This is a genomic window from Mycobacterium sp., assembly GCF_008709575.1.
In the GTDB taxonomy this organism is placed as follows: Bacteria; Actinomycetota; Actinomycetes; order Mycobacteriales; family Mycobacteriaceae; genus Mycobacterium.
On sequence record NZ_VYIK01000062.1, the window covers coordinates 1 to 21,699 of the forward strand.

Below are 21,699 nucleotides of genomic sequence, written 5' to 3' on the forward strand. Positions count from 1 at the left end.
GCTGCGGCAGGCCGGTTTCGACGCGTCGGCGCCCAGCGCGTGGTCGGCCGAGGGGCTGATGCCGTATCTGCCGGCAGCGGCCCAAGAGCTGCTGTTCGAGCGCGTACAGGGGCTCACCGTGCCCGGCAGCCGGATCGCCGTCGAGGCCCTGGCACCCGATTTCGCCGACCCCGAGGCCCGCGCGAAGCGCCGCGAGCGGATGGACCGGGTCCGGGCGCTGATGGCCAGGGTGGACCCGCAGCGTCAGGTTCCCAAGACCGACGAGCTGTGGTATTTCGAGGAACGCGACGACGTCGGCGACTGGCTGCGCCGCCACGGCTGGCAGGTGACGGTGACGCCGTCGGCGGAGCTGATGGCCGGCTACGGGCGCCCCCTGCCCGAGGAGGTCGACGACGGCGCCCCGCGGAATCTGTTCGTGTCCGCGCAGCGCACCGGGTAGCAGCCGGGCCGCTCAGTCTTGCGGGCGCAGCCGCACCATCCGCGTCGTCGAACTCTCGTCGAGCTCCACGAGTGCCGAGCGCGACCGCAGGAAGTCGCTGAAAGACTTGAACCCCAGCGACTTCTCGCTGAACGACGGATCCATCCGCTTCATCTGCGCCTTGACCGCGGAGTTGTGCAGCCAGTCGCCGTCGTCTTTGTCCATGTCTTTTTCCATGCCGATGCGCAGCGCGCGGACCAGCAGCCCGGTGGCCGCGTCCTGCGGGTCGGGCGGTGGCGGTTCCACGGACTCGGCCGCCGTGGCGCGACGAGCACGCCGCTTCGGTGCGGCGGCCTCGGCAGGTTCGGGTTCGGGCTCGAGCACCGGGACCCCGGGCAGCGCGTCGTAGGTGACGAACTCGTCGCAGGCGGCCGCCAGTGCCCGGCTCGACGAACCGGCCACTCCCACCCCCACCACGTAGCGGCCCAGCCGCCGGCAGCGCTGCGCCAGCGGGATGTAGTCGGAGTCACCGGCCACGATCACCACATGGGTCAGGTCGGGCAGCCGGAACATGTCCTCGACCGCGTCGACGGCCAGCCGGATATCGGCGCCGTTCTTGCCGTAGGCCGCTGCCGGGAACAGCTGCACCAGATCGACTGCGCGGGCAACCAACTGCCCGCGGTAGCCGGTGTTGACCTCGGCCGACCAGTCCGCGTAGGCCCGGGTGAGCACCAAGGTGCCGAACGACGACGCGAAGTCGATGATGGCGCCGACGTCGACGGTGGCCCGCGCCAGCCGCTCGGGGTACTTCTCGAGCCCCTTGGCCTTGTCCCGCTGAAACGCATTGCGCCCGAAGACCTGGTCGTAGCGGGAGATCACGATGTTGTCGAAGTCCAGGTAGACCGCAACACGGCCCGCGCCGGGATCTGTCATAGGGCTCATAGGGCCCAGTCTTGACCATCACCCGGGGCGCCGTGCGCGCGGCCGGAGACTGGAATCAGGACTGGATAAAGTAGGGGGCGGATGCAGGAAGCGACCGAGCGGCAGGAGGCACCATGAGCGACCACGAAGTCAAGATGATCGTCTTGTCGACCGACAACCTCGACGAATCGATCCGGTTTTACACCGAGACGCTGGGGATGTCGCTGAAGTTCCGCGACGGCGCCCACTACGCCGCCCTCGACGGCGGGCCGATCACGCTGGCGCTGGCGACCGCGGTCGACCATCCGATGCCGGGGCAGGTCGTCGTCGGGATCAAAACCGCCGATGTCGACGCGGCGGCCAAGGCCGTCGAGGCCGCCGGCGGCGGCATCGTCAAAGGCCCCTACGACGACGCCCACGAACGCCGCGCCGTGGTCTACGACAACAAGGGCAACGGCTTGGTCTTCTACAAGCCGCTGGCCCGGTAGCGGCCGGGTAGCCCGCGCTACCGCTTGAGCATGCGACCCAAGACCGGCACGACCAGCGGCGTCGGCACGAACCGGGAGGCCCCCAGCGTGAATCGCACCTGCGGGCCGCCCGGGACCACCGAGGCGCGGCCACGGTCGGCGGCCGCCAGGGCGTCGGCGACCACCCGCTCGGGCGAGACCTTGGCGAACGCCGGCAGCCGGTTGACCAGGTAGTCGGCGTCGTTGACCGCCTGGAACTCCGTCGGCACCGGGCCGGGGCAGACCGCGGTGACCGTGACACCGCTGTCGGCGACCTCGGCGTGGACCGCCTCCGACAACCACAACACGTAGGCTTTCGCGGCGGCGTAACCGGCGTTGTAGGGGGCCGGCTGGAACGCCGACACCGACGACAGGTTGATGATCGCGCCGCGGCCGCGGTCGACCATCCCGGGCAGGTAGCGCAGCATCAAATCGGCCACCGCCTCGACGTCGACGCGCAGCATCTGCAGTTCCTTGTCGCGGCCCTCGGCGCCGAACCTGCGGTAGATGCCCAGCCCGGCGTTGTTGACCAGCAGGTCGACGTGGCCCAGCTCGTCGACGCGCGCGGCCAGCCGGTCGCGGTCCTGCTCAATCGCCAGATCGGCGCCCACCGCGACGGCGTGCGCGTCACCGCCCAGCTCCGTGCACAACGCCTGCAGCCGGTCTTCCCGACGGGCGGTGACCACGACGCGGTAGCCGCGGGCCACGAGGTGGCGGGCGAACTGCTCGCCGATGCCCGAGGACGCGCCGGTGACCACGGCGACCGATTCCGGCGCGGGAGGCGGAAGTGTCATCGAGCGCGAGCCTATGGAGGCCCGGGGCCCGCCGCAAGCCTGGAAGTTCCCTGCGTATCCGGCCGGGACGGTTTGGCCCGGCAGGGTACGGGTAACGCTCGGTGTGGTCGACGGCAATGGCGGTGGTTTTGGGAAAGATCTGGGAAAGATCTGGGAAAGGTTGAGACCGTAATGGCGCGCTCGCATCGCATCACCGAATGGGATCCCGAAGACACCGCGGCCTGGCGGGGCGGCGAACACGCCGTTGCCCGCCGCAACCTGTTCTGGCTGGTCGTCAACGTCCATGTGACGTTCTCGGTGTGGTACCTGTGGTCGGTCATGGTGCTGTTCATGCCCCGCGACGTGTACGGATTCTCCACCGGCGACAAGTTCCTGCTCGCCGCCACCGCATCCTTGGTCGGGGCGCTGGTGCGCATCCCGTATTCGTTTGCCGCCAACTGGTTCGGCGGCCGCAACTGGACGACGGTCTCGTCGCTGGTGCTGCTGATTCCCACCGTCGCGACCATGGTGCTGCTGGCCCACCCCGGGCTGTCGTTGGGGCCGTACCTGGTGTGCGCGGCGCTGACCGGACTGGGCGGCGGCAACTACTCGGCGTCGCTGGCCAAGGTCGACGGCTTGTACCCGCAGCGGCTCAAAGGTTTTGCGCTGGGCCTGACCGGCGGGATCGCCAACGCCGGGTCGGCGACGATCCAGGCGGTCGGACTGGTGGCGCTGGCCACCGCGGACCACCAGGCGCCGTATGTGGTGTGCGCGATCTATCTGGTGCTGCTGTCGATCGGCGGTGTGGGCGCAGCACTGTTCATGGACAACATCGTCGCCCACCGCAGCGGGCTGTCGCCGGCCAACGTGCGAGCGATCCTGCCGCTGCCCGACACCTGGGTGCTCTCGTTTCTCTACTTGTGCTGCTCGGGCTCGTTCCTGGGTTTCGCGTTCGCCTTCGGCCAGCTGCTGCAGGACAACTTCATGGCCGGCGGGCAAAGCCACGCCCAAGCGTCGCTGCACGCCGCCGAGATCGCCTTCACCGGGCCGTTGCTGGGATCGTCGGCCCGGATCGTCGGCGGCAGGTTGAGCGACCGCTTCGGCGGCGGCCCGGTCATCGCGGTCCTGCTGGGCGGCATGATCGTGGCCGGTGGGTTCGTGGCCGGTGTCGGTACCGACCACGACCTGACCCGCGGCCCGGGCAACCCGGCGACACTGCTCATGATGATCGGCTACGTCGTCGGTTTTCTTGCCCTGTTCGTCGTCGCCGGCGCCGGTAAGGCCGCGGTGTACAAGTTGATCCCGTCGGTGTTCGAGATCCGCAGCCGCATGCTGGGCATCGGCGACGACGCCGAACGCCGCAACTGGGCCCGGGTCCGGTCGGCGGCGTTGATCGGGTTCGCCGGTGCGTTCGGCGCGCTCGGCTCGGTGGGCATCAACCTGGCGTTGCGGCAGTCCTACGCCCAGACCGGCACGGCGACACCGGCGTTGTGGATCTTCGTGGCGTGCTACGTCGTCGCTGCGCTCCTGGCCTGGAGGCGCTACGTCCGGCCGCGTCCGGCGCTCGCCCCGGCCGCGGCCGACCGGAGCCGGGCACTGCGGCAGTCAGTCTCGTAGCCGCTGGGCCAGTCCGCTGGCGCGCTGGGCCCGGCGCTCGATTGCGGCCCGCACCGACGCCTCCGATCCGACCACGCGCACCGTGGTCGTGGCGCGGGTCACCGCGGTGTAGAACAACTCGCGGGTCAGCAGCGGCGAATCCGGCGACGGCAGCAGCACACTGACCTCGTCGACCTGGCTGCCCTGGGATTTGTGGATCGTCATCGCGTGCATGGTCTCGATGTCGGCGAGCCGGCTGGTCGCCAGGTCCAGCGGCCCGCCGGTACCGGCGATCACCGCGCGCAGGCCGTCCGGGCCCGCGACCACCACGCCGGTGTCGCCGTTGTAGACCCGCAGCCGGTAGTCGTTGGCCGTGACCAGCAGCGGCCGCCCCGCATACCACTGCGACCACGGCGGCAGGCCGGTCTCTTCGGACAGCCAGAGCTGCACCTGGCGGTTCCAGTGCCGCACACCGAACGGTCCGTCCCGGTGCGCGCACAGCAGCCGATGCTCCTCGAGCACCGCCAGCGCGTCGTCGACAGTGCCCAGCAGCGCTGCCTGCCACAGCCGCAGCGCGTGCGGCAGCAGGATCGGACGCAACCTGGCCGCGGGGTCGGCGTCGTCGATGAAGTCGAGGTGCTCGTCGCCTGAGCGCAGCACACCCACCGCGGCGTCGGCGTCGCCGGCGCGGATCGCCTCGGCCAGCGCGCCGATCGCCGTGCCGAAGCGGTGCGGCGTGCGCAGCCTGGCCACCTGCACCCCCTCGCGCGCGGAGAAACCGTCGACCAGGTCGGCCAGCACCGCGCCGGCTTGCACCGACGCCAACTGGTCGGCGTCGCCGACCAGGATCAGCCGGGTGCCCGGACGCAGGGCTTCCAGCAGCCGCGCCATCATGGTCAGCGACACCATCGACGTCTCGTCGATCACGATCACGTCGTGCGGCAACCGGTTTGTGCGGTCGTGGGAGAACCGCGACGAGCTGCCCGGCCGGTGACCGAGCAGTCGGTGCAGCGTGACCGCTGCCAGCTCACCCAGCCGCGCCCGGTCGGCCGCATCCAGCCTGGCCAGTTCGTGTGCCACCGCTTGGCCCAGCCGTGCCGCGGCCTTGCCGGTCGGTGCCGCCAGGGCGATCCGCGGCCGCGGCGAACCCGACAACTCGGCCTGCTCGGCGATCAGCGCCAAGACCCGCGCGACCGTGGTGGTCTTGCCGGTGCCCGGGCCGCCGGTCAGCACCGTGACCGGTTGGGAGAGCGCGATCGTGGCCGCCTCGCGCTGCTCGTGGTAGCCGTTCGGGAAAAGTCGCTGCAAGGCGGGCATCTGCGGTGTCGGTGGCGACGCCAGCAACGCGAGCAGGTCCCGGCACACCTGCTCCTCTTCGCGCCAGTACCGGTCCAGATAGAGCAGATCACCGCAGGGCCGCAGCACCGCCGCCGAGACGAGCGGGCTTGCCCGGATCGCTGCCATCCAGTCCCCGGTATCGGGCCACGGCAGCCCGGCGAGCCCGACCTGGGCCGGGAGTTCCGCCAGCCGCACGCACACCGAACCACCGCGCAGCGCGCGCACCAGCAGCGCGACCGCCAGCGTGACCCGCTCGTCGTGTTCTCCCGACAAAACGGTAAGCCGCTGCGCCACATGGATATCGGCGGGTTCGAAAAGCCCGGCGTCGGTGAACGGCGCCAGTAAGCCCTCCACCGCCAGCGCCTCTGTCATGCGGCCGCCCTCCCGGCGTCGAGCAGATCCGACAGCGCCACCACGAGCCGGGCCGGCGGCTGCCAGCCGAACACCCCGCACGGCTGGTCGTCGACGACCGGGGTGTCAGCGCCGCACATGCCGCGCACGAACAGATACAGCACCCCGCCCAGCTGCCGTGCCGGGTCGTAGCCGGGCACCCGCCAGCGCAGAAACCGGTGCAGCACCGCGGTGTACAACAGTGCCTGCAGCGGGTAGTCCGAATGCAGCATGGCGTCGGCCAGCCGCGCCCGGCAATAGTCGGCCGCGGTGCCGCCGAGGTGGTTGGTCTTGTAATCGACCACCAGGAAGCGCCGGCCGGGTAGGCGCAGCACGGCGTCGATCGACCCGGTCAGGTATCCGCGCAGCGCCTGACCGCCTAATCCCGGCGACGTCAGCCGTCGGGCGTAGGGCGCCAGCGGATCACCCGAAGGCAGGTGCCGGGCCAGCAGCTCACCCACGTCGGCCAGCGCGACGTCCGGGGCCTCACCGCGCGCGTCACCGCCGGCCAGCGGCATCTCGAAATGCAGCTCCGTCAGCCGGTCCTGCCGGCCGATCTGCCGCAGCGTCATCCCTTCGGCCAACGGTCCCAAGGGGGTGTCGTACAACGGCTGCAGTGCGCCGGCCAGCTCGGCGGCGGCGACCTCGACCGGCCACCACGCCAGGTGCCGCCGCACCTGCGCCTCGAGTTCCGCGGCGAAGTCCCCGGCAGCGGGATCGGTCGTCTCGAGCACCGCATGCACCAGCGAGCCGAACGCCGCGCCCGACGGCAGCGTCGCCATCGGAGAAACCGGCTCGAGGTCGGGGCGCTCGGCGGTGACGACGGTTTCCGCCTCGTCGTCGCGGATACCGGTCTCCGGCTCGCTGTGCACCCCGGCCGGTGCGCCCGCCGACGTGTCGCCGCCGACCAGGGCCGAATACGACGTGCGCCGCCACCGGGTGTCGATGTGGCGATGGAAGTGCCGAACCGCGAAATCCGTTGGCGGCAAGCGCGGTTGCACAGTAACGGGAGGAGCGATGACCGATTCCTCCACCGACGGCCCGCCGGCGGCCTCCCAGCGCTTGAACAGCGCCCACGCCTGCTCGTCGCTGATGCGCCCCGGACACCTGTCGGGCACCTGGGCGGCGCCGGCCTCGCGTCCGCGCAGCAACCGCGACAACCCGCCGTTGGGCTCGTCGGACGTCGGCGCCCACCACGCGATCACCTGCGACTGCGCCCGCGTCAGCGCGACGTAGGTGAGTCTGATGTCGTCGCAGGCGAGTTCGGTGCGGTGCAACGCTTCCACCCGCCGACGCTCGGGGTCGCTGCGGCCGCCGATGTGCAGGCAGCGGGTGTCGTTCTCGTCGTGGTAGAGCAGGATGTCGCCGGAGCGGATGTTGCGTTTGAACGCGAACGGCAGGTACACGACCGGGAACTGCAGGCCTTTGGCCGCGAACACGGTCATGATCTGCACCGCTTCGGCGTCGCTGTCCAGGCGGCGGTTGCGCTCGGCGGGTCCGGCGCGTTGGGCGCACCGGCGGCGCAACCAGTCCCGCAGTGCCGGCAGGCTGTAGCGCTGGCGATGCGCGATGTCGTGGAGCAGTTCGGCGATGTGCGCCAGGTCGGTCATCTGCCGCTCCCCGCCCCGGGTGGCGAGCACCCGGGGTGCCATACCGTGCAGCCGCGTGGCCTCGAACACCGCGGCCACACCGCGCTGCCGCGCGTAATCGGCCCACTCCCGCAGCGTGTCGGCCACTCGGTCGGTCAACGTGTCGCCCTGGGCCGCAAGGGTGTCCGCGGTTTCACCGAAGAACATCGTGCACGCGGCAGCGCGGACCAGCCCGCTGCGGTGCGGTGCGTTCAACGCCTCCAGCAGCAACAGCCAGTCCTGGGCGGCCGCCGACTCGAACACGTCGTCGTCACCGGTATAGACCGCCGGAATGCCGGCATCGGCCAGCGCATCCCGGCACGGCCGCGCGTCTTTGTGCCGTTCGACAATCACCGCGATATCCCCGGCGCCGAGCGGGCGCCCGGCGTGGCGGGCGCCGGCGGCCAGCAGCGCCGCGATGTCGGCGGCCAGGTCGGCGGGGATGTGTCGGCGCAGCGCGCCGATCGGGATGTTGTCGGTGCCGGCGTGGCCGAGGTGCGCCCGCTTGACGACGCGCAGCCGAAACGGCGCGTTGTGCGGCGCTCCGGCCAGCCGGTGTCCCCGGTGGTGGGCGTCGACGTCGTGCACGACGATCTCGGGATGGCCCAGCGCCGCCCCGCGCAGCACGCTCTGCAGGCGCTCGACGAGCGCCGCGTCGCTGCGCCAGTTGACGCCCAGTGTGTAGCGGGCATCGGCATCGCGGGCGGCCTCGAGGTAGGTGTAGATGTCGCCGCCGCGGAAACCGTAGACGGCCTGCTTGGGGTCGCCGATCGCAATCAGCGTCGCGTGTCGGTGAAACGCCGACCGCAGCACCCGCCACTGCACGGGGTCGGTGTCCTGGAACTCGTCGACCAGCACGATCCGCCAGCGCCCCCGCATCCGGTCGCGGGCCGGCGAATCCTCGGCCTCAAGGGCGTTCGCCACGCGCAGCAGCAGGTCGTCGAAACCGAGGATGCCCCGCTCGCGCTTGCGGCGGTCCAGTTCCTCGACCACCTCGGTGGCAAAGCGCCGGCGGATGCCGGCCTCGGTGTCGGGGTCGGGATCAGCCGGCCGCCACTGCGCACACGGATCCTTGACGACTTCGCGGGCCAGGGTGTGCGCGTCGCCGGGTGACAACACCGGCTCGTCGTCGGCCGACCCGAACCATGCCAGATAGCGGTCGTCGACGATCTCGGCGATCAGGTCGTCGAGGTTGTCCACAAGTGTCTCAACGGATCCGGTGTCGCCGGCCACCCCCAGCGACCGCAGCACCGATCCGCAGAACTCGTGGATGGTGGCGATGGTGGCCGCGTCGAAGTCGGCCAGCGCGTCGCGCAGCCGTGCTCGCCGGGTCAGCCGCTCGGCGTCGCCGGCGGCCAGTAAATGCCCGACCAGGTCGCTGCCGGCGGGCGTGCGGCCCTCCAGCGCGGACACCGCCTCGACGATCTGACCGCGGACCCGCTCGCGCAACTCGCGACTGGCGTTTTTGTTGAACGTGATCACCAGCATCTCGTCGAGCCTGACGTCGGTCTCGGCGAGATAGCGGGTGACCAGCCCGGCCAGCGTGAACGTCTTGCCGGTGCCGGCGCTGGCCTCCAACACCGTGGTGGAGCCGGGGACGGGGAGCGGACCCAGCAGGTCGAAGCGATCCATCAGCTGGGCTCGCCTTCGGCTTGCAGCAGCGGCAGCCACAGCCGGGCGGCCAGGGCGCCCAGCCGGGTGTCCTCGCCGGGCATCTCCTCACCCGGGCGGGGCGGGCCGAGCAGGACGTCCAGGCGCGCGTTCTCACCCCATACCCGCACATGTGCCTTCTCGCAGGCCTCGCCGCCCGGGCGGTTGTTGTTTTCCCACGTGCTGCGGGCGTCGTTTACCGGATCCCTGCCGCGGCAACGGTTCTCCGCCCAGGCGTAGGAGGTCCGCAGCGGCAGCGGCAGCGGCTCGCGGCGACCCGCGTCGAACAGCGCTACCAGTTCGGCCAGCACCGCCCGCGGGTCGGGCGGGGTGTGCAGGCAGCGCACCCGGACGGCGTCGTTCTCGTCGCGCCCCACGCAGACCGCCGTCCAGTCCCGGTCCGGTTTGCCGGCAGCCAACGCGACCAGCGAAATCCAGGCCCGCAGCAGGTGTTTAGGGGCCAACCTCGAGTACGTCACTTCGACGATGCGGGTGGCGAACACCGGGTTCACCGTGCCGGTCACGCGGCGTCCGTCGCCGAGGTCGACGGCGACGTCGTGGGTTTGCGGGTGGGTTCGTTGATAGGCCCCTGCGGATTCGGCGAGCTGGGCCGCTGTCCGGCTGATGCTGCGGGCCTTGCGCCAGCCCAGGCGCAGCGGTGGCAGCGTCCCGCGCCGCCACTCGGCGTTCATCGCCACCTCGAGGTCCGTGCCGCGCAGCAGGTCGCGCAGCATCCGGTCGCCCACGGTCCACTCCTGCAGCGGGTCGACCTGGACCGGCATGGCGTCGCTGACCTCGTTGAGATCCCAGGGCAGCGTGTAGTCCAGCGCCCGGAAGAAGCCTTTGACCGGGTCGTTGAAGAAGTCGAGCAGGTCGGTCAGAGCCACGTCGGCTTTCGGCGGGGCGGGCAGCAGATCGGCGATGAAAGAGGTTGGTGCACAACGGTTCGTGAAAGTCGCCTCGGCGGCGGCCAGCGCGGCCGGGTCGAAGGTGAACGGCTGTCCGGGCACCAGCGCGCCGGGAGTGACGTTTTTCGGGTCGAACGGCTGCAGCGGATGCTGCACGACGACGTGTCGGCGCACCGTCTGCGGTGTCGTCTGGTCGAGCGCATCGAGCAGCTCGTCCAGCGGCACTGCGGGCGGACGCGTTCGGCCGGTGTGTGGATCGGCGCCGGTGTAGGTGATCACCAACGTTTCGGTGGCCGCGCAGACCGCGTCGAGCAGCAGTTGGCGATCCTCCGAGCGGACGTCGCGGTCACCGGTCATCGGGGAGCGCGCCAGCACGTCGTCGCCGTCGGGGACGGCCAGCCGCGGGAACACCCCGTCGTCGAGGCCGAGCAGGCACACCACCCGATGCGGCACCGAACGCATCGGCACCATCGTGCACACCGTCAGGGTGCCGGTGCGAAAGTTGGCCCGGGTGGGGCGCTGCGCCAGGTGGGTGGACAGCACCGCGCGGACGTCGGACAGCCGCAGCGGCGTCGAAGTGCGGGTTCCGGCCTGGTCGACCACGGAGGCGAACTCGCGCTGAAGCTGGGCTAGCTGCCACGGCTCGTCGGAGCTGGTGAGCAGGCCCACCCCCTCGGTCAGGGCATCGAGCCACTCGACCAACGGCTTTACGCCGCTCAACCTTTCGACGACATGCTGCAGCCTGGCGACGTATTCGGCCAGCCGCCCGGCCAGCTCCACCTGGTCGCTGCCGACGTCGTCGAGCGGTAAAGCGGTACCCAGCCAGGTCTGCGAGTCGTCGGGCATCGCCACTCCGGTCAGGATCCGGTCGAGGCCGAATCGCCAGCTGTCGTGGACGATGTCGCCGAGTCCGTAGCGCTCGCGATGCTGTTGGTCGAATCCCCATCGGATGTTGGCGTCGCGGACCCAGCCGGTGATGGTGTCCAGGTCGTCGTCGCTGAACCGGAAGCGGGCCCGGATCGGCGCCGCCGCGGCCAGATTGAGCACCTCGCCGGCGGTGGCGCGGGTTCCGGCGATGTCCAGCACCGCGGCCGCGACCGCGAGCAGCGGGTTGGTCTGGGTCAGCGCCCGATCGGCGAGCCGGACCCGCAGCCGGTGGGCCGGATGGCACTCACCGGCGGCCTCGCCGAACCCGAAGCCGGCGACGATCAGCGGCGCGTAGGTCTCGATGTCGGGGCACATCACCACGATGTCGCGCGGTTCCAGCGTCGGGTCGTCCTGCAGCAGCCCGAGCAGCACCTCGCGCAGCACCTCGACCTGCCGGGCCGGGCCGTGGCAGCTGTGCACCTGCACCGAGCGGTCCCCGGGCCGCAGCGTGCGGCCCGCGGGCCGGACCGCGTTGGCGGCGATGTCGGACTGCAGCCAGCCCAGCAGGGTATCGGAGGTGGTTGGCGTGCTGAGGTATTCGTCGGTGGCGGGATTGGGCGGCAGCAGGCGCTGCAGCTCGCGCAGATCCCGGCCCAGCGTGTCCAGCAGCGGGTGGCGGGCCGCACGGCGGCTGGTGTCCGCGGCGCGCGGCACCGCGCCGCGGGTACCGGCCAGCGCCCGCCACAGCTCGCGCTGCCAGGCGAGGTCGGCGTCCACGTTCGGGGCGGGGCCGTCGAGCCAGTCGGCCAGCAGCCGCGGCCGCTGCCGCGCATAGGACGCGAACAGCCCGGCCAGCCGGCGCGCCACCGCGTAGCGCCGGCCGCGACGCAGCTCGGCGTCCGGATCGGGCAGGCCGCGACCCAGATGTGTTGCCAGCGTTGCACACCACGGCTCGTCCAACGACCGGTCGATGACCTCCAGCAGCGGCCAGGTCATCGCCTCCGGCGACCACGGATCATGCTCGGCGGCGCCGGTGAGCTCGGCGAGCAGCGAGCCCGTGCTGCGGAACACCACCCCGGCGCACACCCCATCGCCGGTGGCCGGGCCGGGCCCGCGCCCCAGCACGTGCGCGAGCCGCTGGCTCAGCCACCGCTCCACCCCGCGCGCCGGCACCAGCACCAGCTCCAAGGCGAACGGGTCGGGCAGCGGATCGGCCAGCAGGGCGCCGAGCCGGTCGGCCAACAGATCGGTGCGCTCGGCACGGTGCAGATGAAGCGCCATAGCGCTGCCACCATAGAACGCCGCACCGACAGCGTCGGCGTGTTCGGCGAACTATGCCCGCACCGGCGGGCTCACCGTCCTCGGCGCGGCGAACCCCGGCTGGTCGACGTCGGCGGTGACCTTCTCCCAGGGCGCGGGGATGGGGAAATACCGTTCCAAAAAGGCCGTCACCCGTTCGGCGCGCTCGGCGGCCGAGACCTCCGGGACACTGCCGTCGTTGAGGCAGAAGAAGTCGTAGCCGCGTTTCTTGCGTAAGCCGGGCAGCAGGTCCAGACCCTCGCGGGTGGTGGTGTCGACGTAGAGCACCTTGGCTTTCTCCTGTTGGACGGCGCGTCCGGTCATCAGCGCGTAGTAGTGGTAGAACGAGTTGGTCACCGAGATGTCGGTGCTGGAGCGGAATGCGCTGGCCTGGGTGCGGGCGAATTCGGTCGCGAATTGCTGCTCCATCTCCGCCAACACGCTTTTGCGCAGCGGAACCGCGGTGTGTTCGAGATGACGGGTGATGAGCTGCCCGAACCGTTCGAAGAGCAGCCGGCGGTTGACCCGGGCCGCGTTCTCGTGGCCACTGCGGGTGGGATCGTTGGCGCCCAGGCCGATGCGGGTCGAGGCTTCGATGAATCGGGTGACCCCGCCGGGGGAGAAGAACATGCTGGCCTTGAGTGGGCGGCCGAAGAACATGTCGTCGTTGGAATACAGGAAATGCTCGGCCAGTTGCGGAATGTGGTGGAGCTGACTTTCCACCGCGTGCGAGTTGTAGGTCGGCAGCGCGTCGGGGTCGGTGAAGTGCTCGGCCGCCCGGACGACGATGATCTTGGGGTGCTCGGCCAGCCAGGCCGGCAACGCCGAATCGGTGGCGATGAAGATCCGGCGCACCCAGGGCGCGAACATGTTCACCGACCGCAGCGCATATCTCAACTCGTCGATCTGGCGAATCCGCGCGTCGGCGTCGTCGCCCTCGCCGATCGCATACCGCGACATGTGCCGGGCGCGTCGCGCGCGAAACTCCGGGTCGCTGCCGTCGACCCACGAGAACACCATGTCGATGTCGAACGTCACGTCGCTGGTGTGGGGGGTGAACATGCCCGCGATCGTGGGCCATTTGTATCCGTAGCGTTTGACCGTTGCCGGCACCATTTCCGCCCGCGGCAGCACCTTACGGGTGAGAGAATTCTCCACCGGGCAGCGGATGACAGCGTCCTCGAACACCCAAAACTGCAGCTCGACACCGAATGCGGGCCCGTACCGGAATCCGCCGGGCGCAATCCGTCGCCGGTATAACCGGATGATGCGAGCATCGGGCAGCGACGACAACCTGCCTTTGGCGAGCAGAACCGGTGACAGCCCGCCGACGTCGAGCGTTTTGGCATACATCGGCTCATCGACGCAGGCAGCTGCCAGAGTTTCCTCGACCGCGGGCCGCAGTTCGATGTCGACGGCAAGAATCGGCCGGTTTTTGTGATCGCGGATCAGCAGATAGGGCAGGCCGGCCTTTTTCAGCACCTTGCGTAAGAAGATGAGATCTTCGATCTGTGCCTCATGCGGGGTAAGACTCGATTCCAGGCGGGCGAGTTTGCCGCGCCGCGTGACAATGAGCGGATTGGCTTCTGTCCCGGCATTGGTCCCAGAATTTGTCATCGAAGAACACCTGTCCTCAGGCTGAGTGGCTTGAGTGGAGCTTCTAGTCTCCCGGGTAGCCTTTGAAGTTGTCCGAACGGTGAACGTCGCATGTCTTGGCGCCGACGTTTGCCGGGCGAGTTCGGTCTTGGCGACAGTGAGCTGCGACGTTGGGTGACGCGACGTGCCGCGCTGACAGGAGGCACCATGACAGGCGGTCGATCCGACGGGCAGCAGCCGAAGTTCGCCGACCTGGTGTTGTCGGGCGGCGGGGTGAAGTTCATCGGCCTGGTGGGGGCCGTGGTCGCGTTGATGGACCACGGCTACACCTTCAAGCGGGTCTCCGGTGTGTCGGCGGGTTCGGTGGTGGCGGCGATTTTGGCGGCCGCGTCCGTCGGCGACCAACTGAGCAGCCGAGACGTCAAGGAGCTGGCCCTGTCGGTGCCGCTGCGCACCTGGCGCGACGCCGGCGCGCTCCCTTTCCTCGGTCCTGCCTGGGGGCTGCTGCGCGACGCGAGCTTGTACCGCGGTGACGTCGCCTACCAGTGGATTCGCGGGGAGTTGCGAAACCTCGGCGTCGTCACATTCGGTGATTTGGCCCTCGACGAGGATCACCTGGCGCCGGACCGGCGCTACCGGCTGGCGATCAGCGTCGCCGACGTCACGATCGCGGAGCTGGTGCGCCTGCCGTGGCATTACCGGCGCACCTACGGGCTGGACCCCGACGAACAGCTCGTCGCCGACGCGGTGCGCGCCTCGATGGCGATCCCGTTCTTCTACCCTCCGGTACGGTTGACCAGCGCCACCGGGCGGACCTCCACGCTGGTCGACGGCGGCGTGCTGACCAACTTCCCGATCGATTCCTTCGACCGGCCAGACGGCAGCCCGCCGCGTTGGCCCACCTTCGGGATCACCGTGCTGCCGCGGATCAGCGAGGGCATCGACGAGGTGATGCCGGCGTTGAAGCCGCTTCGTCTGTTCGAACAGACCTCGTTACTGGAAAGCCTGCTCACCACGATGCTGGTCGGCCACGACCAGACCCAGCTGAGCCGGCCCTGGGTCCGGGCCCGCACCATCCAGGTCGAATCCAGCGATGTGGGCGTGCTCGACTTCGATATTTCCCGACAGCGTCTCGAAGAGTTCTTCGACAAGGGCTATGCGGCCGCGCAGGCGTTCCTGTCGACCTGGGACTGGTCGGCATACCTCGACCAGTTCCGGCGTTCCCGGTGGCTGCCTGCCCCGGACTGATGCCGGATTCGCCGTGGCGCATCCTGGAGGGCATGAACAGAAACGAGCTGACTGAGCACATCATCGTCGCCCGGCTGGCCAAGGGTCTGACCTGGCAGGAACTGGCCGAGGCCATCGACCGGCCGGTGGCCTGGACCACCTCGGCGCTGTTGGGTCAGCATCCCATCCCCCCCGAGCTGGGCAAGGTGCTCGTCGAGATGCTGGGTCTGGACGAGTCGGCGGTCGCGGTGCTGGCCGCGCCGCCGATGCGCGGCGGGCTGCCCACCGCGGTGCCCACCGACCCGACCATTTACCGCTTTTACGAGGCGCTGCAGGTCTACGGCCCGGCGCTCAAGGAGCTGATCCACGAGCAGTTCGGCGACGGGATCATGAGCGCGATCAACTTCAGCGTCGACGTGCAGAAGAAACCGCACCCCTCCGGTGACCGGGTGGTGGTGACATTCGACGGGAAATTCCTTCCCTACGATTGGGTTTCGTCGCACGGCTGACCAGGTGCCCGGTCGGCGCTAAAGCCGGAATTCCTCCGCCAGGCCGTCGATCCCGGCGCGGATACCGGCCAGTGTGTCGGCGCGGGTGCGCAGTTTGGTGGCGACGTGGGCGTCGCGGCGCAAGGTGGCGAATTCCCGCGCGGCCTCCTCGGCGCGGTCGCGCACCGCCTCGGGCAGCACGATCTCGTCGAGCCAGCCGGCGGCGACCGCGGTTTCGCCGAAGAACGTCTTGGCCAGTCCGGCGGCCTGCTGGTACGCCGACGGGGTCAGCCGCAGCTTGATGATCTCCAATGCCGCGTAAGGGATCGTCATTCCGATCGCGACCTCGTTGGCCTGGATGTTGTAGGCGGGCGCACCCACCCGGTGGTCGCCGCAGGACAGCAGAAACGCACCCATCGCAATCGCAGGACCGGTGCAGGCCATCACCACCGGCTTGGGATAGGACAGCAGCCGGTGGGCCAGCTCGAAACCGCCTTTGAGCATGTCGATCGCCGGCTGCACCTCACCCGAGGTCAGGATCTTCAGGTCGAACCCCCCGCTGAACACCCGGGCGTTGCCGGTGATCACCACCGCCCCGACGTCGTCACGGTCGGCGCTGTCGAGCGCCTCGTGCAGGGCCTGCTGCATGGCCGGGCCCAACACGTTGACCTTGCCGTCGTCCATCTCGATGACGGCGATGGGATCGTCGTGGCGAATGCTGACTGGTCTGCTCATGGGACCCGATTGAACCAGACCCGCAGCGGCGCCGACCCACGCACCACCGGCCGCCCTTAGCCGCCCATGAGCATGCGCCACTGCTCGAGACTGGTGGGACGGTACACATAGTTGGTGGCCTTGACCTGCGACAGCGATGCACTCGGCGCGGCGGAATACCAGTGCCCGGGAAACACCACCGGGTCGCCGGGCAGCCGGGCCAGCTGCTGCAGGCTGTGGTACATCTGCTCGGAGTCGCCGCCGGGAAAGTCGGTGCGCCCGCAGCCCTCCAGGAACAGCGTGTCACCGGCGACCAGCCGGCCGTCGAGCAGAAAGCACTGGCTGCCCGGCGTGTGCCCGGGGGTGTGCAGCAGCTCGATGTCGATCGCGCCGACGCTGACCACGTCGCCATGCTCGTGCGCGGTGAGATCGCCCATGCTGATTCCGGTGACCCGCGACACCCACCGGGCCTCCTGTGCATTCACGTGGACCGGCACGCTGACCCGGTCCAGCAGTTCGGCCAGCCCCGCGAGCGTAAAACCCATCATCGAGCCGCCGACGTGATCGGGGTGGTGGTGGGTGACCAGCACCCCGCACAGCCGCATCCCGTCGGCCTCGGCCGCGTCGAGCAGCTCGCCCGCCGCGTAGGCCGGGTCGACCACCACGCAGTGGCCGGTCTGCCGGTCGCCGATCAGGTAGGCGAAGTTGCGCATCTGCGCCGCGAACATGTCGCCGGCGGCGAAATCGCGACCGGCGAGCAGTTGACGGAAATACAACCGATCCGAATCAGCCACCCGCCCAGCCTATGACCCGGACCTGATCGCGGTTTGGTGGCCCCGCGGGCCAGGCTGTACCCTCGCTTAGGCCCGCGGCACGACCGACTGGCCGTTGCGGGTGAGCGCCCCCTTAGCTCAGTCGGCAGAGCGTTTCCATGGTAAGGAAAAGGTCAACGGTTCGATTCCGTTAGGGGGCTCGGCGGACGCCGAGCACGATGGCGGCCCGGCAGCGACTGTGGCCCCGAGGCGATGTAGCTCAGTCGGTTAGAGCGAACGACTCATAATCGTTAGGTCGCCGGTTCGAGTCCGGCCATCGCTACAACACAACACACCGACACCCGTGAAAGAGAACCCGACATGGCCTCCAGTACCGATGTGCGGCCGAAGATCACCTTGGCCTGCGAGGTGTGCAAGCACCGCAACTACATCACCAAGAAGAACCGCCGCAACGACCCCGATCGCCTGGAGCTGAAGAAATTCTGCCCCAACTGCGGCAAGCATCAGCCGCACCGCGAGACGCGCTAGCGGCCGCGTGTGACCAGTCTGTCGGAGCAGTTAGGTTCTACATCCGTGTCATTGGGCTCGAACATCGTCGGAATGCGCTACCGCTACCCCGATCATTACGAGGTGGAGCGGGAAAAGATCCGGGAATACGCGGTCGCCGTCAAAAACGACGGCCCGGAGTTCTTCGAGGAGGCGGCCGCGGCCGAGCTGGGCTACGACGGCCTGGTCGCGCCGCTGACATTCATCTCGGTTTTCGGCTACAAAGCGGTGTCGGCGTTTTTCGCGGCGGCCGGGATCGCGACTAACGACATCCAGATCGTGCAGGTCGACCAGAAGCTGGAATTCTTGCGGCCGATCACGGTGGGGGACCGGCTGTACTGCGAGGTGTCCGTGGAGTCGGTTCGACGCGCCCACGGCACGGACATCATCATGACCCGGCAGACGGCCACCAATGCGGCGGGGGAAGTAGTTCAGGAAACCTACACGACCCTGGCGGGTCGTGCCGGCGAAGGAGAAGAGGGCTTCGAGGATGCCACGGCGTGAGTTCAGCACGGTCAAAGTAGGTGACCAGCTCCCGGAGCGGGTCTACCCGTTGACCCGGCAGGATCTGGTCAACTATGCGGGCGTTTCGGGTGACCTCAACCCGATCCACTGGGACGACGAGATCGCCAAGATGGTCGGGCTGGACACCGCGATCGCGCACGGCATGCTGACCATGGGCATCGGCGGCGGCTACGTCACGTCCTGGGTCGGCGACCCCGGCGCGGTCACCGAATACAACGTCCGGTTCACCTCCGTGGTGCCGGTGCCCAACGACGGCAAGGGGGCCGAGATCACCTTCAGCGGCCGGGTCAAGTCGGTGGACCCCGAAACCAAATCGGTGACGATCGCGCTGACCGCGACCACCGGCGGCAAGAAGATCTTCGGCAGGGCGATCGCCTCGGCGACGTTGGCATAGGCTCGATATAGGTATGGCGATCAAAACCGACATCCGCGGGATGATCTGGGAATACCCGGACACCTACGTGGTCAGCAGAGAAAAGATTCGGGAATTCACCAGGGCGATCAAGGCCAACGACCCGGCCTGCCTCGACGACAAGGCGGCCGCCGAACTCGGCTACGACGGCCTCGTCGCGCCCCTGACGTTCACCACGATCTTCGCCAAGCTGGTCCAGAACGACTTCATGCGCAACGTCGATACCGGCTACGAGACGATGAACATCGTCCAGGTCGACCAGAAGTTCATCTACCACAAGCCGATCCTCGCCGGTGAGGTGCTGCACGCCCGCATGGAGATCCAATCCGTCGACGAGCGGTTCGGCGCCGACATCGTCGTCACCAGGAACATCTGCACCAACGACGCCGGCGAGGTCGTCTTGGAGGCCTACACCACGATGATGGGTAACGAGGCCACCGACTCGGTCCAGCTCAAGTGGGACATGGACGCCGGGCAAGTCGTCCGGACCGCGTGATTAGTGACCGGCACCGGCGCCGATGTACACTCGGGCCTCGGGGTTTTCCCACCATCCGCGTGCGACCGACGAGGATGCAGAGCGCGGCGATGTGGACGAGTGGCGTTCATGTGAAGCCCCACGCGCAGGTTGGCCCGCCAACCGGCGAAGGGGCGTAGCTCAACTGGCAGAGCAGCGGTCTCCAAAACCGCAGGTTGCAGGTTCAAGTCCTGTCGCCCCTGCTGACGGCGAACGCTCGGCGTGCGATGGTGGACACTGGAACGTGATCCCTTGACGCACCCCGGACACGGCGACCACGAGGCGAACAGAGGAGCATGCGGTGAGCGACGAGCGCGACGGTGCCGACGCAGCCGGCGGCAATGACATGGGCAACGACACCGGGGAACAGCAAGGTGGCCGCACGGCAGTGGCGACCCGACCGCAACGCCCGACCGGCAAGCGGTCCCGTCAGCGCGTCGGCACCCGCGACGACGCCGCCTCGGTAGCCGCCGCCACGGCCACCGGGGACGGGGCGGCGGTCGAGGACAAGAAAGCCAAGAAAGCCGAGAAAGCCAAGAAACCACCCGGCCCCAACCCGGTCGGCTATGTCGTCGGCTATGTCTACAACTACCTCAAGCAGGTCGTTGCCGAGCTGCGCAAGGTGATCTGGCCCAACCGCAAACAAATGATCACCTACACGTCGGTGGTGCTGGCGTTCCTGGTGTTCATGGTGGCGCTCATCGCTCTGGTGGACCTGGGCCTGGCCAAGTTGGTGCTGTTCGTGTTCGGCTGACTGACGATTCAAGAGAGGACGGATAACCGTGACTACCTCCGACGGCGATCTGCCCGTGGGTGACGCGGTCGACCCCGAGGCGGCCGGAGCGGACGCTGCGGCTCCCGACGAGCCGACCGCCGCCCCCGAAGACCTCGACCCGGCGACGGCGCTGAAAGCGGAGCTGAGCAAGAAACCGGGCCAGTGGTATGTCATCCACTCCTACGCCGGATACGAGAACAAGGTCAAAGCCAACCTCGAGACCCGCGTGCAAAATCTCGACGTCGGCGACTACATCTTCCAGGTGGAAGTGCCCACCGAAGAAGTCACCGAAATCAAAAACGGGCAGCGCAAGCAGGTCAACCGCAAGGTCCTGCCCGGCTACATCCTGGTGCGCATGGAGCTGACCGACGACTCCTGGTCCGCCGTGCGCAACACCCCGGGGGTCACCGGGTTCGTCGGCGCGACGTCGCGCCCGTCGCCGCTCTCCCTCGACGACGTGGTGAAGTTCCTGCTGCCGCAGGGGGCCGGGAAGAAGCCCGCCAAGGGAGCCGCTGCCGCTGCCTCGAGCACCCCCGAGGGCGGGGTGGAACGCCCGCCGATCGAGGTCGACTACGAGGTGGGCGAGTCGGTCACCGTGATGGACGGGCCGTTCGCCACCTTGCCGGCGTCGATCAGCGAGGTCAACGCCGAACAACACAAGCTCAAGGTGCTGGTGTCCATCTTCGGCCGCGAAACACCTGTGGAACTGGCTTTCAACCAGGTCGCCAAGATCTAGGCAAGATCGAGGACTCGAAAGGACACCATCGCATGGCCCCGAAGAAGAAAGTCGCCGGGCTGATCAAGCTGCAGATCGAAGCCGGGCAGGCCAATCCCGCGCCCCCGGTCGGTCCTGCGCTCGGCCAGCACGGCGTCAACATCATGGAGTTCTGCAAGGCCTACAACGCCGCCACCGAGAACCAGCGCGGCAATGTCATCCCGGTGGAGATCACCGTCTATGAGGACCGCAGCTTCACGTTCGCGCTGAAGACCCCGCCCGCGGCCAAGCTGCTGCTCAAGGCGGCCGGCGTGGCCAAGGGCTCGGCCGAGCCGCATAAAACCAAGGTCGCCAGGGTCAGCTGGGATCAGGTCCGCGAGATAGCCGAGACCAAGAAGGCCGACCTCAACGCCAACGACCTCGACGCCGCCGCCAAGATCATCGCCGGCACCGCCCGGTCGATGGGCATCACGGTCGAATAGATTCCCGACCGGTGGGAGGGCCAGCTTCGGCCCGCTAGGCAACCACATCAAGAGATTGGATGTTTCTGTGAGCAAGACCAGTAAGGCCTACCGTGCCGCCGCCGAAAAAGTGGACCGCACCAAGCTCTACACCCCGCTGGAGGCGGCCAAGCTGGCCAAAGAGACCTCGTCGAAGAATCAGGACGCGACCGTCGAGGTGGCGCTCCGGCTCGGCGTGGACCCCCGCAAGGCTGACCAGATGGTCCGCGGCACGGTCAACCTGCCGCACGGCACCGGCAAAACCGCCCGGGTGGCGGTGTTCGCGGTGGGGGAGAAGGCCGAGGAAGCCATCGCCGCCGGCGCCGACGTGGTCGGCAGCGATGACCTGATCGAAAAGATCCAGGGCGGTTTTTTGGACTTCGACGCCGCGATCGCCACGCCGGACCAGATGGCCAAGGTGGGCCGGATCGCCCGGGTCCTGGGACCGCGCGGTCTGATGCCCAACCCCAAGACCGGTACTGTGACCACCGATGTCGCCAAGGCCGTCGCCGACATCAAGGGCGGCAAGATCAATTTCCGGGTGGACAAGCAAGCCAACCTGCACTTCGTCATCGGCAAGGCGTCGTTCGACGAGAAGAGCCTGGCCGAGAACTACGGCG

21 protein-coding genes and 3 tRNA genes are annotated in these 21,699 nt (G+C 68.8%); 16 read left to right on the forward strand and 8 right to left on the reverse strand.

The window, feature by feature from the left end:
* A partial coding sequence (locus F6Q13_RS13835) for a class I SAM-dependent methyltransferase (RefSeq protein WP_293057433.1) occupies nt 1–439 on the forward strand: 439 nt, incomplete at its 5' end.
* Between the two features lie 12 nt (nt 440–451).
* On the opposite strand, the gene F6Q13_RS13840 is transcribed toward F6Q13_RS13835, so the two are convergent.
* A complete protein-coding gene (locus F6Q13_RS13840) occupies nt 452–1,351 on the reverse strand; it encodes an NYN domain-containing protein (protein WP_293057488.1) in 900 nt (299 codons plus the stop codon).
* A gap of 122 nt (nt 1,352–1,473) precedes the next feature.
* Here F6Q13_RS13840 and F6Q13_RS13845 point away from each other — a divergent pair, with 122 nt between their 5' ends.
* Nucleotides 1,474–1,827: a VOC family protein gene (locus tag F6Q13_RS13845; protein WP_293057436.1), complete on the forward strand. Its 354-nt coding sequence runs from the start codon at nt 1,474–1,476 to the stop codon at nt 1,825–1,827.
* Nucleotides 1,828–1,844: 17 nt separating this feature from the next.
* Here the strand turns inward: F6Q13_RS13845 and F6Q13_RS13850 are convergent, their stop codons facing one another.
* Entirely contained in the window at nt 1,845–2,639 is a 795-nt protein-coding gene (locus tag F6Q13_RS13850) for an SDR family oxidoreductase (protein WP_293057439.1), read from the reverse strand.
* Nucleotides 2,640–2,810: 171 nt separating this feature from the next.
* Here F6Q13_RS13850 and F6Q13_RS13855 point away from each other — a divergent pair, with 171 nt between their 5' ends.
* A complete protein-coding gene (locus tag F6Q13_RS13855; RefSeq protein ID WP_293057442.1) occupies nt 2,811–4,235 on the forward strand; it encodes an MFS transporter in 1,425 nt (474 codons plus the stop codon).
* Here F6Q13_RS13855 and recD read toward each other — a convergent pair.
* From recD to F6Q13_RS13875, 4 genes are read right to left on the reverse strand one after another with little or no spacing between them, the layout of a single operon-like run.
* On the reverse strand, nt 4,224–5,924 hold the full coding sequence (recD, locus tag F6Q13_RS13860) for an exodeoxyribonuclease V subunit alpha (RefSeq protein WP_293057445.1): 1,701 nt from the start codon (nt 5,922–5,924) through the stop codon (nt 4,224–4,226). The genes F6Q13_RS13855 and recD overlap by 12 nt on opposite strands.
* On the reverse strand, nt 5,921–9,202 hold the full coding sequence (recB, locus tag F6Q13_RS13865; RefSeq protein ID WP_293057448.1) for an exodeoxyribonuclease V subunit beta: 3,282 nt from the start codon (nt 9,200–9,202) through the stop codon (nt 5,921–5,923). Before recB ends, recD begins: the two co-directional genes overlap by 4 nt.
* Nucleotides 9,202–12,276 (reverse strand): exodeoxyribonuclease V subunit gamma, encoded by a 3,075-nt coding sequence (gene recC, locus F6Q13_RS13870; RefSeq protein ID WP_293057451.1) that lies wholly within the window; start codon nt 12,274–12,276, stop codon nt 9,202–9,204. Before recC ends, recB begins: the two co-directional genes overlap by 1 nt.
* A gap of 51 nt (nt 12,277–12,327) precedes the next feature.
* Nucleotides 12,328–13,911, reverse strand: a complete 1,584-nt coding sequence (locus F6Q13_RS13875) for a stealth family protein (protein ID WP_293057454.1) — start codon at nt 13,909–13,911, stop codon at nt 12,328–12,330.
* A gap of 186 nt (nt 13,912–14,097) precedes the next feature.
* On the opposite strand from F6Q13_RS13875, the gene F6Q13_RS13880 reads away from it, so the two are divergent.
* A complete protein-coding gene (locus F6Q13_RS13880) occupies nt 14,098–15,138 on the forward strand; it encodes a patatin-like phospholipase family protein (RefSeq protein WP_293057457.1) in 1,041 nt (346 codons plus the stop codon).
* A gap of 20 nt (nt 15,139–15,158) precedes the next feature.
* Nucleotides 15,159–15,626 (forward strand): cyanase, encoded by a 468-nt coding sequence (gene cynS, locus F6Q13_RS13885; RefSeq protein WP_293057491.1) that lies wholly within the window; start codon nt 15,159–15,161, stop codon nt 15,624–15,626.
* Nucleotides 15,627–15,644: 18 nt separating this feature from the next.
* On the opposite strand, the gene F6Q13_RS13890 is transcribed toward cynS, so the two are convergent.
* Entirely contained in the window at nt 15,645–16,340 is a 696-nt protein-coding gene (locus F6Q13_RS13890; RefSeq protein WP_293057460.1) for a crotonase/enoyl-CoA hydratase family protein, read from the reverse strand.
* 56 nt (nt 16,341–16,396) lie between these two features.
* Nucleotides 16,397–17,047 carry an MBL fold metallo-hydrolase gene (locus F6Q13_RS13895; protein WP_293057494.1) on the reverse strand — a complete coding sequence of 217 codons (651 nt, stop codon included), beginning with the start codon at nt 17,045–17,047 and terminating at the stop codon, nt 16,397–16,399.
* A 172-nt stretch (nt 17,048–17,219) separates the two neighbouring features.
* Between F6Q13_RS13895 and F6Q13_RS13900 the strand changes: the two genes are divergently transcribed.
* The 11 genes from F6Q13_RS13900 to rplA all read left to right on the forward strand — a co-directional run.
* Nucleotides 17,220–17,292, forward strand: a tRNA-Thr gene (locus F6Q13_RS13900).
* 48 nt (nt 17,293–17,340) lie between these two features.
* Nucleotides 17,341–17,414, forward strand: a tRNA-Met gene (locus F6Q13_RS13905).
* Between the two features lie 38 nt (nt 17,415–17,452).
* Nucleotides 17,453–17,620, forward strand: a complete 168-nt coding sequence (gene rpmG / locus F6Q13_RS13910; RefSeq protein ID WP_293057463.1) for a 50S ribosomal protein L33 — start codon at nt 17,453–17,455, stop codon at nt 17,618–17,620.
* Nucleotides 17,621–17,665: 45 nt separating this feature from the next.
* A complete protein-coding gene (gene hadA / locus F6Q13_RS13915) occupies nt 17,666–18,142 on the forward strand; it encodes a (3R)-hydroxyacyl-ACP dehydratase subunit HadA (RefSeq protein ID WP_293057466.1) in 477 nt (158 codons plus the stop codon).
* Nucleotides 18,129–18,557 (forward strand): (3R)-hydroxyacyl-ACP dehydratase subunit HadB, encoded by a 429-nt coding sequence (gene hadB, locus F6Q13_RS13920; RefSeq protein ID WP_293057469.1) that lies wholly within the window; start codon nt 18,129–18,131, stop codon nt 18,555–18,557. The genes hadA and hadB overlap by 14 nt, the downstream gene beginning before the upstream one ends.
* A 13-nt stretch (nt 18,558–18,570) precedes the next feature.
* Nucleotides 18,571–19,071: a (3R)-hydroxyacyl-ACP dehydratase subunit HadC gene (gene hadC / locus F6Q13_RS13925; RefSeq protein ID WP_293057472.1), complete on the forward strand. Its 501-nt coding sequence runs from the start codon at nt 18,571–18,573 to the stop codon at nt 19,069–19,071.
* Nucleotides 19,072–19,219: 148 nt separating this feature from the next.
* Nucleotides 19,220–19,292 (forward strand) — tRNA-Trp (locus F6Q13_RS13930).
* 98 nt (nt 19,293–19,390) lie between these two features.
* Entirely contained in the window at nt 19,391–19,843 is a 453-nt protein-coding gene (gene secE, locus F6Q13_RS13935; RefSeq protein ID WP_293057475.1) for a preprotein translocase subunit SecE, read from the forward strand.
* A gap of 28 nt (nt 19,844–19,871) precedes the next feature.
* Entirely contained in the window at nt 19,872–20,600 is a 729-nt protein-coding gene (nusG, locus tag F6Q13_RS13940; protein ID WP_293057478.1) for a transcription termination/antitermination protein NusG, read from the forward strand.
* A gap of 32 nt (nt 20,601–20,632) precedes the next feature.
* Nucleotides 20,633–21,061 carry a 50S ribosomal protein L11 gene (rplK, locus tag F6Q13_RS13945; protein ID WP_293057482.1) on the forward strand — a complete coding sequence of 143 codons (429 nt, stop codon included), beginning with the start codon at nt 20,633–20,635 and terminating at the stop codon, nt 21,059–21,061.
* A gap of 67 nt (nt 21,062–21,128) precedes the next feature.
* Nucleotides 21,129–21,699 (forward strand): 50S ribosomal protein L1 (gene rplA, locus F6Q13_RS13950; RefSeq protein ID WP_293057485.1); only part of this gene is annotated, 571 nt, incomplete at its 3' end.